Source organism: Veillonella parvula, assembly GCF_032550495.1.
Lineage (GTDB): Bacteria > Bacillota > Negativicutes > Veillonellales > Veillonellaceae > Veillonella > Veillonella parvula_G.
The window spans coordinates 460,902-479,072 of the sequence record NZ_JAWFZJ010000001.1; the positions used below are offsets into that span (position 1 = coordinate 460,902).

General features: G+C 35.7%; 22 protein-coding genes and 1 riboswitch. All 22 genes read right to left on the reverse strand.

All coding sequences use genetic code 11. From position 1 onward, the window contains the following. Positions 1-187 precede the first annotated feature (187 nt). The 22 genes from dapA to E6X37_RS02270 all read right to left on the reverse strand — a co-directional run bounded on the left by dapA (position 188) and on the right by E6X37_RS02270 (position 18,152). A complete protein-coding gene (gene dapA / locus E6X37_RS02165; protein WP_077708420.1) occupies positions 188-1,075 on the reverse strand; it encodes a 4-hydroxy-tetrahydrodipicolinate synthase in 888 nt (295 codons plus the stop codon). Between the two features lie 21 nt (positions 1,076-1,096). Continuing rightward, positions 1,097-2,128: an aspartate-semialdehyde dehydrogenase gene (locus E6X37_RS02170; RefSeq protein WP_119562960.1), complete on the reverse strand. Its 1,032-nt coding sequence runs from the start codon at positions 2,126-2,128 to the stop codon at positions 1,097-1,099. Between the two features lie 23 nt (positions 2,129-2,151). Continuing rightward, on the reverse strand, positions 2,152-2,949 hold the full coding sequence (gene dapB / locus E6X37_RS02175; protein ID WP_287517703.1) for a 4-hydroxy-tetrahydrodipicolinate reductase: 798 nt from the start codon (positions 2,947-2,949) through the stop codon (positions 2,152-2,154). A gap of 76 nt (positions 2,950-3,025) precedes the next feature. Continuing rightward, positions 3,026-3,198, reverse strand: a riboswitch (Lysine riboswitch). Between the two features lie 41 nt (positions 3,199-3,239). Next, entirely contained in the window at positions 3,240-4,904 is a 1,665-nt protein-coding gene (recN, locus tag E6X37_RS02180) for a DNA repair protein RecN (protein ID WP_316584083.1), read from the reverse strand. 4 nt (positions 4,905-4,908) lie between these two features. Next, the gene (argR, locus tag E6X37_RS02185) at positions 4,909-5,364 is read right to left on the reverse strand and encodes an arginine repressor (RefSeq protein ID WP_004695825.1); all 456 of its coding nucleotides are present in this window, start codon (positions 5,362-5,364) and stop codon (positions 4,909-4,911) included. 320 nt (positions 5,365-5,684) lie between these two features. Further along, positions 5,685-6,260: a tRNA 5-(aminomethyl)-2-thiouridylate-methyltransferase MnmM gene (gene mnmM / locus E6X37_RS02190; protein ID WP_021148148.1), complete on the reverse strand. Its 576-nt coding sequence runs from the start codon at positions 6,258-6,260 to the stop codon at positions 5,685-5,687. A gap of 24 nt (positions 6,261-6,284) precedes the next feature. Next, positions 6,285-7,169 carry an NAD(+)/NADH kinase gene (locus E6X37_RS02195; protein WP_024061669.1) on the reverse strand — a complete coding sequence of 295 codons (885 nt, stop codon included), beginning with the start codon at positions 7,167-7,169 and terminating at the stop codon, positions 6,285-6,287. 9 nt (positions 7,170-7,178) lie between these two features. Next, the gene (locus tag E6X37_RS02200; protein WP_287518289.1) at positions 7,179-7,982 is read right to left on the reverse strand and encodes a TlyA family RNA methyltransferase; all 804 of its coding nucleotides are present in this window, start codon (positions 7,980-7,982) and stop codon (positions 7,179-7,181) included. Beyond that, positions 7,979-8,458 (reverse strand): divergent PAP2 family protein, encoded by a 480-nt coding sequence (locus E6X37_RS02205; RefSeq protein ID WP_287518292.1) that lies wholly within the window; start codon positions 8,456-8,458, stop codon positions 7,979-7,981. The genes E6X37_RS02200 and E6X37_RS02205 overlap by 4 nt, the downstream gene beginning before the upstream one ends. A 28-nt stretch (positions 8,459-8,486) precedes the next feature. After that, a complete protein-coding gene (locus E6X37_RS02210; protein ID WP_287518295.1) occupies positions 8,487-9,365 on the reverse strand; it encodes a polyprenyl synthetase family protein in 879 nt (292 codons plus the stop codon). Positions 9,366-9,374: 9 nt separating this feature from the next. Beyond that, positions 9,375-9,581 carry an exodeoxyribonuclease VII small subunit gene (gene xseB / locus E6X37_RS02215; protein ID WP_004697322.1) on the reverse strand — a complete coding sequence of 69 codons (207 nt, stop codon included), beginning with the start codon at positions 9,579-9,581 and terminating at the stop codon, positions 9,375-9,377. Beyond that, positions 9,556-10,779, reverse strand: coding sequence for an exodeoxyribonuclease VII large subunit (xseA, locus tag E6X37_RS02220; RefSeq protein ID WP_287518297.1), 1,224 nt, complete (start codon positions 10,777-10,779; stop codon positions 9,556-9,558). Before xseA ends, xseB begins: the two co-directional genes overlap by 26 nt. 2 nt (positions 10,780-10,781) lie before the next feature. Further along, entirely contained in the window at positions 10,782-11,735 is a 954-nt protein-coding gene (locus tag E6X37_RS02225) for a Kae1-like domain-containing protein (protein WP_287518299.1), read from the reverse strand. After that, the gene (gene nusB, locus E6X37_RS02230; RefSeq protein WP_287518302.1) at positions 11,735-12,139 is read right to left on the reverse strand and encodes a transcription antitermination factor NusB; all 405 of its coding nucleotides are present in this window, start codon (positions 12,137-12,139) and stop codon (positions 11,735-11,737) included. Before nusB ends, E6X37_RS02225 begins: the two co-directional genes overlap by 1 nt. Beyond that, a complete protein-coding gene (locus tag E6X37_RS02235; protein ID WP_004695803.1) occupies positions 12,129-12,524 on the reverse strand; it encodes an Asp23/Gls24 family envelope stress response protein in 396 nt (131 codons plus the stop codon). Before E6X37_RS02235 ends, nusB begins: the two co-directional genes overlap by 11 nt. Before the next feature lie 11 nt (positions 12,525-12,535). Next, on the reverse strand, positions 12,536-12,916 hold the full coding sequence (locus E6X37_RS02240) for an Asp23/Gls24 family envelope stress response protein (protein WP_004695801.1): 381 nt from the start codon (positions 12,914-12,916) through the stop codon (positions 12,536-12,538). A gap of 135 nt (positions 12,917-13,051) precedes the next feature. Then, on the reverse strand, positions 13,052-13,609 hold the full coding sequence (gene efp, locus E6X37_RS02245) for an elongation factor P (RefSeq protein WP_004695799.1): 558 nt from the start codon (positions 13,607-13,609) through the stop codon (positions 13,052-13,054). A gap of 15 nt (positions 13,610-13,624) precedes the next feature. Then, positions 13,625-14,698 (reverse strand): M24 family metallopeptidase, encoded by a 1,074-nt coding sequence (locus E6X37_RS02250; RefSeq protein WP_205112414.1) that lies wholly within the window; start codon positions 14,696-14,698, stop codon positions 13,625-13,627. Between the two features lie 70 nt (positions 14,699-14,768). Continuing rightward, positions 14,769-15,467, reverse strand: coding sequence for a pseudouridine synthase (locus E6X37_RS02255; RefSeq protein WP_287528589.1), 699 nt, complete (start codon positions 15,465-15,467; stop codon positions 14,769-14,771). Further along, complete coding sequence (cobC, locus tag E6X37_RS02260; RefSeq protein WP_316584082.1) at positions 15,467-16,105, reverse strand: alpha-ribazole phosphatase; 639 nt, start codon at positions 16,103-16,105, stop codon at positions 15,467-15,469. The genes E6X37_RS02255 and cobC overlap by 1 nt, the downstream gene beginning before the upstream one ends. Positions 16,106-16,112: 7 nt before the next feature. Continuing rightward, positions 16,113-17,243, reverse strand: coding sequence for a pyridoxal phosphate-dependent aminotransferase (locus E6X37_RS02265; protein WP_021148138.1), 1,131 nt, complete (start codon positions 17,241-17,243; stop codon positions 16,113-16,115). A 24-nt stretch (positions 17,244-17,267) separates the two neighbouring features. After that, positions 17,268-18,152, reverse strand: coding sequence for a GHMP family kinase ATP-binding protein (locus E6X37_RS02270; protein WP_021148137.1), 885 nt, complete (start codon positions 18,150-18,152; stop codon positions 17,268-17,270). Positions 18,153-18,171: the final 19 nt, after the last annotated feature.

An 18,171-nucleotide genomic window follows, 5' to 3' on the forward strand; every position in this document is an offset into this window, starting at 1 on the left:
GTAGACTAGAGTATAGTTAAAAATACTATCTCCAGAGAAATTATACCATAATTGTAAATTTTTACATTAAAATACAATTAATATAATACAAATAATGTGACTCTAATCAAAAATAACAGTGATTGTAGTATAAAATAAAAACCAGTAGCTACAATGTAGTTACTGGTTTTTATTTTATACTAATATTTTATTTTAGATATTCTGCTAATGCTTTATCAATATATGCTGCTTCATCAGCCGTTGGTTCACACATTGGTAAATTAAATTTTCCCACAGGTAAGCCAATTTTACGGGCTGCATATTTAACAGGAATCGGATTTGTGGTGATGAACATCGCTTTTATAATTTCTGATAAAGCTTGATGAATACGAATCGCTTCGTAGTTATGGCCAGATTCATAAGCTTGAATCATAGCATTCATATCTTTGCCTGCTACATGAGATACTACAGATACAACTCCACATCCTCCAACAGATAACATCGGTAATGTAAGACCATCGTCCCCACTATATACCATGAAATCATCTCCAGGCATTAAACGCTTAATTTCAGAAGCAATCATTAAATTACCACTTGCCTCTTTGATAGCACAAATATGTGGATATTCGTTATGTAGTTGAACTAAGGTAGTTGGGAAAATACCTGTCCCTACACGACTTGGTACATTATACACCATAATTGGCAATGTAGTAGCTTCTGCAATAGTTTTAAAATGCAAATATTGGCCTTGTTGGTTCGGTTTATTGTAATAAGGTACTACAACTAGCAAACCATCGATACCATCGATTTTAGAGACTTCCTTTACAAATTCTGCAGAAGCCATTGTATCGTTACTACCTACGTTAGCAATAATCGAACCTTTATGTCCACATTCTTTTGCAATCGCATTAAATAGAGCTAATTTTTCGTCTCTAGACATAGTTGGGTTTTCACCCGTTGTGCCACAAACCACAAGACCATCAGAGCCATTATCTAACAGATGATTGGCGATAGCAACACAATTTTCAATATTTGCGGATCCATCACTATTAAAGGATGTCACCATAGCTGTTAACACTCGACCAAAGGTTTTCATATATGTCCTCCCCTTGATAGATTAAAATGCTTGTTTTTCCACCAAGTACTCAGCAATTTGCAACGCGTTAAGAGCTGCACCTTTACGAATTTGATCCCCTACAATCCAGAAGTTCATACCTTTGTCATTATATAAGTCTTTACGAATACGACCAATTTCACAGTTGTTTTGATTAGATGTATACAATGGCATAGGGTAAATTTGTTCAGCAGGATTATCTTTAACTTGTAACCCAGGGAATTTTTCACATGCCACCTTGAAAGCCTCTACAGATACAGGTTCTGCTGTTTCTACCAAGACAGATTCAGAATGGGAGCGATATACAGGAACACGAACTGTAGTTGGGACTACTTGAATAGTTTCGTCATGAAGAATTTTTTGCGTTTCGTAAACCATCTTCATTTCTTCTTTAGTATAATCATTTTCTAAGAACACATCAATTTGTGGCAATAAGTTGAATGCTACAGGATAGTGTTTAGGAGCAGAGCCGGTTGGCAACAGATTTGCTGTCATTTCTTCGCCTGCAGTATATTGTTTTACTTGATTTTCAAGTTCTTCAATACCTTCTTTACCTGCCCCAGATACAGCTTGGTATGTACTTACAACTACACGTTTAATTGGAGAGAGATCATGAAGAGGTTTTAATCCTAAACTCATGATAATTGTAGAGCAGTTAGGATTTGCAATGATACCTTTATGTTTCAAGATATCTTCTGGGTTAACTTCTGGTACTACGAGTGGAACTTCAGGATCCATACGGAATGCACTAGAGTTATCGATTACAATAGCACCGCGTTTAGCGGCTTCTGGCGCTAATGTTTTAGATATAGAGCCACCTGCAAATAGCGCAATATCAATATTATCAAAAGATTCAGGTTTTGCTTCTTCTACAATATATGTTTTACCATTCACAGTAAGTTCTGTACCTGCAGAACGAGCGGAAGCTAATAGTTTTAAGTTTTCATAAGGAAAGTTACGTTCTTCAATAAGTGTAATAAATTCAGCACCTACTGCACCAGTAGCACCTAGAATTGCAATATTAGGTTTTTTCATTGATACATCTCCTTGCACAAATATTATAAATAATGTTCTAAACCGTATGTTAAGCCAGTTTTAGAACTAATTTTTTTACATGCTAATACTACGCCTGGCATAAAAGATAAACGGCTTAAGCTATCATGACGTATGGTTAATGTTTCATCATAACCACCAAATAAAACTTCTTGATGAGCCACATAACCTGGAAGGCGTACACTATGAATTGTTATATCGTCAACCTTAGCACCACGAGCACCTGGTAAGCTTTCACGAGTTAAATCCTCATCAGCAGTTACCTTAGCAGCTTGTTTAGCATCGTTAATCAATTTAGCTGTTAAAATAGCTGTGCCAGAAGGCGCATCGTATTTGTGATTATGATGTAATTCTATAATTTCTACATTAGGGAAATATGGAGCGAGCTCTGCAGACACTTTCATCATCATTACCGCCCCAAGAGAAAAGTTTGGCGCCACTAAGCAATTCGCTTGATTGGAACGACCTATTGTATCAAGTTCATCACGTTGTTTTGCGGTCAATCCTGTAGTACCGATGACTACATGAATACCAGCGGATAACATTTTCTTCGCGTTTTCATAAATAACTGCAGGATTAGTGAAATCTACAATCACATCAGGTTTATTTGTATCTAATACCTCATCGATGGAGGCATTCATCTTGATACCTAATTGTTCGATTCCTGCTACAGAGCCTACATCTTCCCCTGCCTTAGTCGGATCAATACCACCAACTAATGTTAAATCAGGATCGTTATGTACTGCTTTGACAACTTCACGACCCATTTTGCCGCCAGCGCCATTTACCATTACTCGAATCATATATACCTCCAAAAAAGCCAGTGGATGCATCCACTGGCCTTATAGATTATATAGCTATATATACTCTTACGAAAAGCTCAATGATAGCACTCCACCAATACAAGATTGATGACAGTTGTCTATCTATTAAATAGACAACCAGAACGATGAGTCGCAATCATCGAACTTCGGCAAGCATCCCTTTTATCATGGATCAATGCATGCCTACTCCTCATGATTACTCTTAATACTCGCACCTCTATCAACATATTCATTTAATACTATTAGTATAAGTAATTATGCGATTTTAGTCAATTAAAATGGTCAATAAGTTCTTTCGCCGCCGCAAGTGCTGTAGTAGACATTCCCTTACCAGACATCATAGACGCGATTTGTGTTACTCGTTCTTCCTCATTTAAGACTACTAATGTAGAGAGTGTGCGATCATTTTGCTCAATTTTAGATAGATGATAGTGTTGTTTCGCAATACTTGCAGTTTGAGGCAAATGAGTAATACAAAATACTTGATTTGTTCTAGATAAATTAAGTATTTTTTCTGCCACCTTAAGTGCTATATCACCGCTGATACCAACGTCAATTTCATCAAATACCATAGTTTTAAAAGCGTCACTGCGGAATACTGATTTAAAGGCTAATGCAATGCGAGCTAACTCCCCGCCGGATGCTACTTTATGTAGAGGTAATAACTGTTCCCCTTTATTCGCAGAGAATAGCATTTCAATAGACTTTGCACCTAATGAGGATAACTCAGTCCCCTCTTCAATATGAAATTGAATATCCCCTTTGGGCATCCCTAGATCCACTAATTCTTGATGTAAGGCCGTAGCAATCTCTTTTGCATTTTTTTGACGTACCTCGTGTAAAACTGTTAACGCTTCTTCTGCTACCCTTTTTGCTTCTTCAAGACGTGTTTCTAATTCATCTTGAGCAAATACAAGGCCTTCTAGTTCTTCTAAACGAGATTGCGCCTTTTCTTCGTATGCTAGAATATCTTCTACGGTTTCACCATATTTTTTCTTTAAGCTATAAATTGTGGTATCTCTGTCTTGGCAATACTTATAACGTTCTTCATCGTAGCTGATAGTATCCCTGTAACGATCTAAAGACTGTGCAGCTTCTTCTAGTTGGAAATAAGCAGAGTCAACCATTTCAGATACTTCTTTTAACTCGCCATCATATTTTACTAGATCGTTAACCTCTACCTTAATAGAGTTAATCGTATCAAGTAATGGTTGGCGACCATTATAAAAGGCATCATAACAAGAACCTAATACCTTATCAATATGTTCAAAACTATCTAGACGCTTAAGTTCCTCAGCAATAGAAGTATCTTCACCAATGCTTAAACCAGCATCTTCGATTTCGTCGATTTGATATTTAAGCATATCAAGCTCTCGTGCTCGTTCAGACATATTTTCTTGTAAATGATCTACATCTTGTTTTGCTTGCTTATAAATTTTATACGCATCAGTATAAGCTTTATAGGCTTCTTTTCCTTCTTTATTAAAAGTATCTAAATATTCATGATGTGTATCAGCGTCTAGTAAACGTTGGTTGCTATATTGTCCGTGAATATCTGCTAAGTATTGACCAATCTCCTTTAAAGCTTTTAAAGGTATTGGTTGATCATTAGCCAATATACTAGATTTGCCATTACGATTAAAAGATCTAGATAGAATTAACTGGCCTTCTTCTATCATGATATTTTTAGACTCTAATAGGTCTTGAATACTTTGGTGATTAGCAATATCAAATATTCCATCAATAACAAAACTATCTTTACCGTGACGAATAAACTCGCTACTTGCGCGTTCTCCTAATAGAATACTAAAGGCATCCATAAGAATGGATTTCCCTGCCCCAGTTTCGCCGGTAAAGATAGTAATGCCATCATTAAATAAAATATTCATTTGCTCAATCAACGCAAAGTTGCGAATGCTCATTTGCGTTAACATATTATTAGTCCTTCATTAAATCTTGAATTTTCGCTAAAATTGCTGGAACTTCAGCTTCAGATTTTGCAATTAACAAAATAGTATCATCCCCTGCTAATGTACCAATAATTTCAGTCCATTTTGCATGGTCGATAGAAAATGCTACAGATTGAGCAGAACCAGGGATTGTATGTAATACAACTTGGTTTAAACTGTGATCAACCTTAATCAAAGAATCTTGGAATAGTCGGTTAATACGACTACGAGATAAAACTACATTTTCCTCTGGAGATAATGCATAACGATAATGTCCATCGCCTGTAGGAATTTTGATTAACATCAATTCCTTAATATCACGAGAAACTGTAGCTTGTGTTACTTCAATACCTTCCTCGAGTAAAGCCGCAGCTAATTCCTCTTGTGTTTCAATCGCCTTGGACTGCACGATCTCTTTAATTTTGTTATAGCGATAGCGTTTCATTTTGAACTCCCTTTTTTAAACCTTGCACATAAAAGAGAATAGTATCTTTCTGATAATATTATACCATATATTCATAATTAATATATGGTATAAATCGCATATATTATACGTCTTATGCATATTATATTAATATTTAAAATATTGTTAATATTCTATATATTGATAACGTACAAATTCATAGCTCATAAGGTTCATCTATTTATAGGGAATTAATAATTTAAAAATAGAAAAATATACATGTATAATTAAAATCCCCTATAAAGGGGATTTTACTAACTGAGTATGAGTTTTATTCATAATGAATAAAGATATATTTCGTTTTATCGTTTTTGCAATATAAATAACTCAGGTGGATTATGTATTTGGTTCATCGGATGCCAATGACATACATTATATATTTTCTGATCTAAATCTGATAAATACGATTTAAGAGACTGCATTTCTTCAAATCCCTCTGTTGTTCCAGGGTAAGCAACTATTGTAATAACTCCAGACTTGGAAAGTTTTTGTAAACCTTCATTTATGGCATCAATGGTTTGGTGCGGTTTTGTTACAACTTGGTGATCTCCTCCAGGTAAATATCCGAGGTTAAAAATCATTAAATCAATAACTTCATCTTTTAATTGATGAGCTACCGCCAAATCATGAGAGTCATGAATAAACGTTAAACTTACTTCTGGCGCAATATCATTTGATTGTAAAAGCTCCTTGCTAGTTTTAATAGCTTTCATTTGAATATCAATTCCATATAGATGGCATGCTTTCTGTGCCCGTTTAGAAAGGTATAAAAGATCATGTCCATTACCACATGTAGCATCTACTACCACTTTGGCATTTTCCATGCATCGATCCCAGATTAAATGTTGGAATTGAACAGCATTGTTAATGTTAATCACAAAACCACCCCACTTGAGATTTGGTTATAATAATTCATCTCGACGAGATGCTAACTTTTTAAATAGAGTACCAAAGAAACATTGATCCTTGAATCGTACAAATAAACAATATACAGGGTTAGAACTTATATGTAAGGTTTCTTTATTTGTAAAAGTATAGTCAAATGTACCATCAATACAAATATGTAATTGTGGTTCTCTTTCCGGCATTGTAATTTGAATCGTATCATGTTCCTCTAAAACAAGGCTTACACCTTGAATTAAATGTGGTGCTACTGGGGTGACAATGATAGATCGATTATCTGGTTTCATGATTGGACCACCAGCCGATAGATTATAGCCGGTAGAACCTGTAGCAGAGGAAATAATTAAACCATCCGATGGATACATTTGCGTGTGTTGATTATTTATGGACATATTAATTCGAGCCATTTTAGCAGGCTCAGCACGTGTGATAACAATTTCGTTAATGATAGGAACTAGTTCTTCCTCTTTACCCTCATGACGTTCTATATAAGCATATAAATGTCCACGCTTTTCAATATTATAATCACCATTAGCAATACGTTTAATATGACTTTGCATTTGATGAATTTCAATTTGATTTAAAAAACCTAGTTCGCCAAGATTAATACCACAAACAGGTACATTATATGGATAAATTTGTCTTGCAAGATGGATGATGGTACCATCACCACCAAAACTAAAGGCAATATCGATTTGTTTGAAGATTTCTGGGCGACTTAAAATATGAGTTTCAGGAATCTTAAGTACTCGTGCAGGTGCATCTGATTCGAGATCATCTGGCAAAAATACTTCGATACCTTCATCTTTACAAATATGTGCAGCCATTTTTAGAACTGCCATAATATTGCTTTTCCCCATATTGGGGAAGAATCCGATACGCATAGTAATCTCCTATAATGAATGGGCTTCTGCAACCACTGTATCAATTAAAGTATCATCAATGGTTAAGGCCCCTTCTTCGTACTTTTTAAAATAACCTAAAAACTCTATATTACCTTCCATACCTTTAATTGGTGAGAAAGTTAAGCCATGTGTATATAATCCACAATTATACGCAACGTGTAGAATACGATGTAAAACTTCTTTATGGATTTCACTATCTCGCACTATACCGCCCTTACCAACATTTTCTTTACCAGCCTCAAATTGTGGTTTTATTAAGGCCACAAGTGAGCCCTTATCTTTTAATAAATTAGTAGCTACTGGTAAAACTTTGTCTAAAGAAATAAATGCTACATCAATAGAAATAAAATCAACAAGTTCACCTATTTGTTCAGCAGTAACAGTACGGATATTTTGTTTCTCCATATTAATTACACGTGAATCCTGGCGTAATTTCCAAGCTAATTGATTATATCCTACATCGATGGCAAAGACCTTAGACGCACCGTTTTGTAATGCGCAATCTGTAAAACCACCTGTACTAGCTCCTATATCAATCATCACAGCCCCATGTAAATCGATAGGGTAAGTTTGAATAGCCTTTTCTAATTTAAGTCCTCCACGGCTTACATAAGGTAAAGTATTGCCTTTTACAATAATATTAGCATCCGCAGGAATCTTGGTGCCTGCTTTATCTATGCGCGTAGTATCCATAAATATAAGGCCCGCCATAATAGCTGCTTTTGCTTTTTCTCTACTTTCAAAAAGGCCTCGATTAACGAGGAGTATATCTAATCGTTCTTTATTGTTCATATTACACCATGATAAATACAATAAAACTGAATAAAGGCCACAAGAACACCGAGAATTAAGCCACCAAATACTTCGATAGGTGTATGTCCCAACAACTCTTTTAATGCTTCTTTACGTGTAATGACAACAGGTATATTCTTTTTGGTAAAATAATCTACAATTTGATTAAGTATTTGAGCTTGTCGTCCTGCCTCTAATCGTACACCAGACGCATCATACATAACAACAATTGAAAATACTAAGGATAATATAAATAGATCCGTTACACCATTTTTAAGGTAAATCGCTGTTGTTGTAGCAATTACAAATGATGTATGTGAACTTGGAAAACCACCAGATCCAACAAGGCGCTCTGGTCGGAATTTACCATGTCTTAAGAGTTGCCATACAAATTTGATAGCTTGAGCCGTAAACCAGCCCCAAAATGCAGCTTGTGCGATATAATTATGTGCTATTTGTGGTAATATATCAATCATTGTTTATACCTTCTACAGGTAATACCCATTAATTCGTACGTTCTAAAAGATAATCAATTAATGCTGATAGTATAGTTGTATCATAAGAAACCAAGTTTAACGCATCATGAGCTTGGCTACCTACTAAGTAGGCTTGATGTTTTGCTTGCTCTAAACCTAGTAAAGATACATAGGTAGATTTATGTTGGCGAATATCACTACCGGGTGTTTTTCCTAATTCTTCAATAGTACCGGTTACATCTAAAATATCATCAGTAATTTGGAATAATAATCCCAGACAATTAGAATATTCCATAAGGGCTGTTCGCGTAGTATTATTAGCACTTCCAAGAATAAGACCTAATTCTACAGAAGCGTTAAATAGTGCACCTGTTTTACCAGTATGTAAAACCTTTAATTCTTCTAAAGGAATATGTTTGTCTTCGCTGAGCAAATCAAAGGCTTGTCCCCCAACCATACCTTCAGGACCAGCCGCAGTAGCAACACATTGTATAGCATCTAGTTTTTGCTGTGCACTAGCAACTGTATTTGAAGTCATCAATTGAAATGCATATGTTAATAACCCATCACCGGCTAAAATAGCAAGTCCCTCGCCGTATACTTTGTGATTGGTCAAATTACCTCTACGATAATCATCATTATCCATAGCTGGTAAATCATCATGAACTAATGAATACGTATGGATACACTCCATAGCACATAGAAATTCCTTATAATCAGCTGGCTTTTTATGAAGCATTTCCAACACAGCCTTAGTTAAAATAGGTCGTATTCGTTTGCCACCTTGCATTAAACTATAATTCATAGATTCATAAAGTTGTTCAAATTCTTGATTTGGGCTATTAAGTACTTCGCCTAACCATTGTTCAATATTTTGTTTGCTAGATGCTAAATAATCTTTGAACATAGAATCTCCTTATTCACTGATGCGGACTTCTTCGATAATTTGTTGTACTTCATCTTCAACAGAGTCAAGCATTTCAGCACATTCTTTTACCAAAGTTAAGCCCTTTTTATATTGTGATAAAAGCTCAGAAATGGTCATATCCCCATCGTCTAATTGCTTAACAATATCTTCTAAGGCCTTATATTTTTTCTCATAACTTTTTAGTGATGCGGCCATCCTTGTGCGCCTCCTTTACCGTAGCAGTAATATAACCATCAGCTAGTGTAACTCGTATATCATCATTTGGTTGTAATTGGGCAACCGATGTAATAGGTTTGTTATCATGCTCAACCTTTGCAAAACCTTTAATCATTATTTGTAATGGATTTAGCGACTCTAACTGTTGTGCCAATAATGCTAAGCTATGTCTCTCTGCATTACATCGTTCTTTAGTTGCATTAGTTAGAGTTTGTGAAAGCTCTTGTAAGTGTGATTTTTGCTTATGTAAAAATTGCAGAGCTGGAATGCCAAGTTTTCGATTAAAGAGCAATGTTAAATCTGTACGTTTTTGTTGTAGTGTATAGCGTATATATTCGTGTAAGTACTCTTCTTTTTCTGTCAGCTGATCTTGTAATGTAGTAATTGGAAGTACTGCCATTTCTGTAGCATGGCTAGGCGTAGCCCCGCGTGCATCAGCTACATAATCACATAAGGTGTAATCTGTTTCATGACCTACCGCCGAAATAATCGGTGTATGAGCATTATAAATTGCCTCTACAACAGCTCTATCATTGAAACACCACAAGTCCTCCATAGATCCACCACCACGACCAACGATGATGACATCAATATCTGGATCAGCATCTGCCGTAGCAATCCCTTTTGCTATAATTGGGCCTGCGGTACTACCTTGTACAGGAACGGAAAACAATTTAAATTGAACTAGTGGATTACGTTGTTTACTAACATGTAGAATATCATGTAATACAGCACCAGATTGGGATGTAACAATACCAATGCAACTCGACATATAGGGTAAACCTACTTTATGGCTATCATCAAAGTACCCCAAAGCAGTTAACTCTCGTTTTAGAGCGTCAAATTCAAGCTGTAACGGACTTTTAGCACCTATCTGCATATCTGATGCAATGAGATTTAAACGGCCCATTTTATTGTAAAAGTTAACAGATGCTTTTACAGTTACTAATAAACCATTTTGAATGGCATTAGCTAGTCCCTTTTGCATGACTGTACTAGACCACATTGTCACATCAATAGCAGATTCCTCATCTTTTAAAGAAAAATACATGTGACCACTACTATGACGTTTTGCATTAATAATGGTACCACTTACATATACATTCTTTAATAGATATTCACGATCTAAGGTACGTTTTATGAGATTGTTTAATTGTGTAATGGTTAATACATTCACGATTATCCTCTAGATTCTTGTAAATAAGCAGCACCAAAAGCATTACCTGTGGCATTATCAACAGAGAATTGTGGCTGCGCCACATGTAATTGGAGATGATTTCGTTTACAATAGGTTTCCATCCGCTTACGAAGTAAACTATTACCCATCACACCACCTACAGCAATGAGTGCACGTACAGATTTCTCTTTAGTATGATAAGTAATCATTTTTTCTAGAGCATTTCCAATGGAAGTAAAAACAGCTCTAGCTAACTTAGATTTATCTATATCACTCATAGCGTTATTTATACGCCGCATAGCAGCACTACAAGGACCGGCAAAGCTAATCCATCCGTCTTTTACAGATGATGGCAATGGTTCATATTCTGTAGTTTGTAATGCTAAAGCCTCTAAATGTTTACCTGCAGGAAATGGTAAGCCCAATGCGACACCTATGCGATCAACATATTGCCCCCCTTGTAAATCTTTAGAACCACCAACGATGTGAGATTCAAAAATACCGTTTCCTTGATAATGGCAATATACTAGTTCTGTCGTGCCACCTGATAGATGTAATGCCAAAAATGGCTCATTAGAAATATTTTTTAAATCTCTCAAAGCAGCTAATATATGATTCTCTTGATGTGCAAAAATATGTAAAGGCACATTCATAAGATGACTCAAGGTTTGCCCCTGTCCTAACCCGACCATAAAGGCAGGCATATAAGAGCGTTCTTCACGGCGCGGAAAGCCACTAACACCTATACCGCTAATTGGTACCTGAGGCAACTCTGACATTAACTTAGGCAATGCCTTTATATGCTGAAAGACCATATTTGATTGTTGTAGTCCTCGCTCACCTAGTTTTACCTCTAAGATTTTACGTGCTTCCCCTACTATGTGAAAGTCACTATCTACAATGGCACAACTTGTAGTGTAACAACTCGTATCAATGCCTAAGTAATATCGTTTCATTATTTACTCTTATTATATGCGTCTAAGATTGCATTAATTAATTTATAAGATGCATCAGAGCCAAACTCTTTAGCTAATTGAATGGCTTCATTAATAGCAATAGATGGCTCTAAAGGTTCCACTTTATTGTTCATTTCCCAAACGGCAATACGTAAAATAGAACGATCCACCTTATCTAAATTTGCTACTTTACGAGATTTACAGAATGGCTGTAATGTAGCATCAATTGCTTTAGCGTTTGATAGTACACCCTCTATAATACTATTTGCATATGCCTTATCCATTGCTTTATGAATATTTCCTTCGGGAAATTGAACATCATTTTGATCAGTATGAAATTCATTGGCATATAACATTTGGAATGCGTATTGACGAGCCTCTCGCCGATTTCGCTTAGTTACCATGTAAAACTGGCTCCTTTTCTTTTACAATACCTTCAATATGCACATCAACCTTAATATGATCAAGATCTAGCATATTTTTTAAGGTTTGTTTGATTTCTAATTGCAATTGTTTCGATAATTCAATGAGATTATATCCATACAATGCTTTAATATAAATGTTAATTTCAATAAAACCTTTACGATGCTTTACATTGATACCAGGTAAGCTACGCTGACCAAAAGCATGTGTAATACCCTCTACCAACTCATCGTAAAAGCGTGGGCTTAAAGAATGAATACCAGGAATGGTCCCTAAAGTTTTTGTTGCTACATCAATTATGACAGAATCTGCAATATCAATGGTATCCGTGTCTAAACCATAATTTAATTGATTATCTGAACTCATAGAGATACCTCCTATGGCTGTTGAGGTGTTACTAAATCATCAAAAATAATGTCTTGTACAACTACATCAATAGTTTGAACCTCAATTTCTGTATAAGAGACTAAAGCAGTTTTAATGCGCTCTTGTAGACGTAAAACAACATCAGGAATACGATATCCATACTGAATGCACACATATAGTGTAACTGATATTGCTCCTTCATCGTTAAAGGATATCTTAACACCTTCATGATCGGATTTACGTCTAAAGAAAGTGTTAACACCATCATTAAAGGTGGAACTCATATGATGAATTCCCTTTGTGTCAAGGGCTGTCATTGTTACAATTGTAGCATACACATCATCGTTAATCTTAATTTTACCCGACTCTAGTTCAGTATTTTTCTTGGTCATACTGGCCTCTTTCAAAAAAAGCACCTGTCCCTATATATAATTACATAGACGACAAGTGCTTACAGTGCAAATGTTACGATATATGGGGAATAAGATTCCTTGAAAAGATCTTGCCCCAATACATATCAATGAGTATTAGGCACGTTCGATGTATTGTCCTGTACGGGTATCAATACGAAGTACATCATCTACTTCAATGAAGAGAGGTACTTTTACAGTATAGCCTGTTTCTAATACGGCTGGTTTATTACCACCAGTTGCAGTATCACCACGGATGCCAGGATCTGTTTCAACTACACGAAGTTCAACAGCTACAGGTAAATCGATACCGATTACGATACCTTGGAAGAACATGATGGATACTTCCATATTTTCAAGAAGGAAGTTTTTAGCATCACCTAATTGTTCAAGGGTAAGTTCAACTTGATCATAAGTTTCGTTATCCATGAATGTATAAGAGCCATCAGATTCATATAAGTATTGCATACGACGACGATCAACATGTGCTTTAGGCACTTTTTCACCTGCATTAAATGTACGCTCAACTACAGAACCAGTTTGCAAGTTTTTCATTTTAGTACGTACGAATGCAGCACCTTTACCTGGTTTAACGTGTTGGAAATCAACTACTTGCCATACATTACCGTCAATTTCAACGGTTACACCTGGACGAAAATCATTACTGGAAATCATCTAACTCTTCTCCTTCTAAATACCTATTTCAATTAACTCTTTTGGACTATGTGTCAACACCTCATAGCCGTCAGATTTGACGATGACACTATCCTCTATTCTCAATCCGATAGTACCTGTTATATAAATGCCAGGTTCTACCGTAATGATCATATTTTCTGTAAATACCGTATCGGATTTAGTATTGGCTACTGGTTCTTCGTGAATCTCAAGACCTACGCCATGTCCAGTACCATGATTAAATTCCTTGGTATATCCATGTTCTTTAATATAATCACGACAAACTGCATCAAGTTCTTTACCAGTAATACCAGCCCGAACTGCAGCTACGCCACGTTTTTGTGCTTCTAAAACTATACCATACAGCTTCTTTTGTAATTCAGAGGCAGCCCCCATTACAATAGTTCTAGTCATATCAGAATGATAACCCTTATATACTGCACCAAAGTCAAAGGTAACAAAATCACCTGCTTCAATGACCTTATCACTGGCTACACCATGAGGCATACTAGAACGATTACCAGAAGCAACAATGGTTGCAAAGGAAGGTTCCTCTGATCCACGTTTTAACATTTCTGATTCTAATATAATGCGCGCTTCGTTTTCTGTCATCCCTACCTTTAGTTGTGGTAGCAAGGCAGCAAAAGCATCATCACCAATTTTAGCAGCTTTACGCAATAAGTCTAATTCGTCTTCACGCTTAACCGCACGTAGTTTTGCAAAATTGATAGATGTAAAATTAAAGCATTCATCTAATGTATCACATAAAGTTTCATACGTATCCACAGGCATTTGTTTGCCTTCTATACCGAATAAACCTTCGTGAATATGATATTCATTGAATATATCTACAAGAGTATCCATAACAGTTGTTTCATATTGAATCACTGTGTACCCTTCACATTGTTTTGTTGCTTGTTCAGTATATCTGAAATCAGTAATCATAAAGGCTTTATCTTGAGTAATGATAGCAAAGCCTGTAGTACCAGTAAAGCCTGCAAAATAATGTAAATTTATAGGGCTTATTAAAATGACGCCTGTTAATTCTTGCTCTTTAATATACTGTTGTAGCAGATTTAATCCATTCATAATCTTGCTCCTAGTCTATAAAGTACAATTAATCTTACCATAAAATGCCTATATTGAATAGAATTTTATGCTATTTTTTAAAGCCCTCTATCTGTTCAACGGTCAATTCCATTGCAGAACCAACCTCTTCAATGCCACTTAAATCAATATGACCAATCGTAAGACGTTTCAAATATGTTACAGTACCACCTGCAGCACCAATCATGCGCTTAACTTGATGATACTTGCCTTCTTCAATCGTTACATGTACTGAATGTAACGATACATATTCAATTTCTGCCGGTTTACATTGCGTACCATCTCCAAGAAGAATTCCCTTTTTAATACGTTGTATACCTTCATCAGATAGCGTTCCTTCAAATTCTACGTAATAAATCTTAGGCACATGTTTATTACCATTGATGATAGAATGTCCCCACATACCATCATTAGTTAATAATAAAAGTCCTTCTGTATCCTTGTCTAATCTGCCTACTGGAACAACTCCCATTTTTATGAATTCTGGAGGGAGTAAATCCATAACAACAGGGTGATTAGAATCTTCTACCGCTGTAACATAGCCCTTTGGCTTATGAAATTTTACATAATATAGTTGAGTAGTACTAACAACCTTACCATCAACAGCAACTATATCAACATCAATATCAATGTGAGTATCTTTTTTCGTTGTTATACTACCATTGATGGTAACCCTTCTATCCTTTATGATTTGATGGACTTCTTTTCGACTACCATAAGCTTTATTGGCTAATAATTTATCTAGTCGCATTATGCATGACCTTGTAATACATCTACGTGTGCTGTATCATTGAGCAAGTTTAAAATATTATGATCAAATTCTCCCATGCCATTATAGAATATACGATTAATTGCTGTATTACCTTGACTAAAATTCCAACAATGACTAATGGAAATATCTAATAATTTACACAATAATGTTCGTATAGTCCCACCATGACAAGCAATGAGAAGTGTTTCCTCCTCATTATTAACATTGATGAATTCCTCTAGACCTGCCCATGCACGGTCTTGTAAATTCTTAAAGCTTTCACCATTAGGAACCTTAACTAGATGTGGTCGCAAATACATTTCATCTATCAAACCAGGCCAACGATCTTCGATATCTGAAAATAACATAGCTTCCCAATCGCCAAAATTAAGTTCTCGTAAGCGTTTATCTACTGTAATAGGAGTAGTACGTTCACCGCGAATGACTTCAGCTGTAACTAAAGCACGACTCAAATCACTAGATAATATGCGATCAAATTTAACATCTTTAAGAACCTGACCACATGCCTTTGCTTGATTTAAACCATTTTCATTAAGTGGAACATCTGTGATGCCTTGGTATTTTCCCATTTTGTTCCAATCAGTTTCACCATGGCGCACAATATACAATGTCTTCATAGTCTTCCTATACTTTCAAAATATCTGTTAATTTTTCTACTAACTTAACATTAGTATCATGATCTTTTATTGCAACGCGAACCCATTGATTATTTAATCCCATATAAGAATCACAGTTGCGAACAATCATATTATATTTTTTAAGCGCTTCATTAATCGACTCTGCTGTTATTCCTTCTTGTTCAATGTGGAACAACATAAAATTAGCTGAAGGCGGATATATAGTAATACCATCTATAGTATCTAATGAGTTATACATAAAAAGTTGCTCTTCATGTAATACTTGTTTTGTTCGTTTCACATACTCTACATCATTCAAAGCCGCCTCTGTATAGGATTGAGCTAATGTATTAACAGACCAAGTTGGAATAAAACTATTTAGTTGCTCAATGATAAGAGGATTGCTGAAAGCAGCACCAATTCGTAGCCCTGGCACGGCATAGAATTTTGTAAAAGAATGAACCACGATAATATTATCAAACTCGTTAACTAGGGAGCGCATGGAGTATTCATTATCTTGTAATGTGTCGTTACCAACAAAATCGATAAAGGACTCATCTATAACAAGTAAACTATTAGCATCTTTCAGCATGCTTGCAATAGTACGAATATGATTCTTATCAAGTAACGTACCATCTGGATTATTGGGATTACCTAGAAATACAATAATACGACCATCTTGCCCCTTTAACTCAGCTGCAAAAGTTTCTAATGCTAAATAAGGAACCTCAAAATAAGGTTTTCCATGTTCATCTTCCCGTGGTCTATAATAAATATCGCGTACTGGAATTCTACTTGCTTCTAAAGCTGCTTTATATTCAGAAAAACCTGGTGCGGGAACAAAAGCGCCCGTATAGCCAGGTAACCGACAAATTGCATATAATAGCTCTGCCGCTCCATTGCCAACTACAATTTGATTTTTATTCATACCATAGATATCAGCAATGGCATTTAATATATCATCATTTGTAGCATCCGGATAATGTGATATATATCGCAATTGAGATTCTAATGCAGATAAGCCTCGTTGGCTAGGGCCTAGTGGATTGATATTAGCACTAAAGTCAATAACCTCATATGGTTCAATTCGTTGTTCATGGGCAAACTGAAAGATATTGCCCCCATGTATTTTAGACATACTATTCTCTTTCTATGAAATACTTTATCGTTTGATATAAGTTAATCCTTCATTCGTAGTTTCAACCGTATCTACATAGGTTAATTGTGGCAACTTACGCAAAATCTCATTCTTACAATCATTAATACGACCATAATCAACGGGGAATAATAGTCCCATAATGGTTCCGCTATGAGCGATGATTGTTCCTACACTATTATAAGAATTACCTACATCGTGAAAGTCATATAAATTAGGTTTATATAAAATACGCTGATTGCCAAAGGCACTCAATGTAGCAGCTTGGCCAATAAGCTTTATATCATGCGTTGTAAGCCCCTGTTTAAACAAATCAAAGGATTCTTGTATAATAGATTCTTTTTCTAAAATTTTATTTTGTAAATCTGCTTGTTTATTAAAGCTAACTGTATCAATGCTACCGCCTTCGTCAAAAACGAGGATTTTTAAAGGTGGGCACATACCTAATGGCTTAGAGATAGTCCCTTTAATATAATCAAACTGAGTTACACCTTGATAAAAAGAGGCATCTGTAGGCTCTACAGATAGACAAATTTGCTCAAGTTCTTTTAATGATAAATCATAGTCCATGGCCAAAGCTGTAGCCATAGCTGTTACAGAAATATCTGCCGAACTTGAAGCCATGCCTTTTCCTTGTAGAATATCGGATCTTACATACACAGGCGGGCAAATTTGATTTTTCTTTTTTTCTTGGACCAACTCTTGTACTAATTTACGAGCTTGTGCCGATTTTGGTTGAAGTGCACAAAATTCTTTAGAAAAAGGTTGTATTACATTACTCAATGCGTAGGAGTATCGATTAATTGGACATGTCACTAAAAATGACTGACCATCAATAGAACCTTGTAGAAATTCCCCACATGTACCTGGGGCTCTTACATAATAGGTCACATTAAACTCCTTTCACATC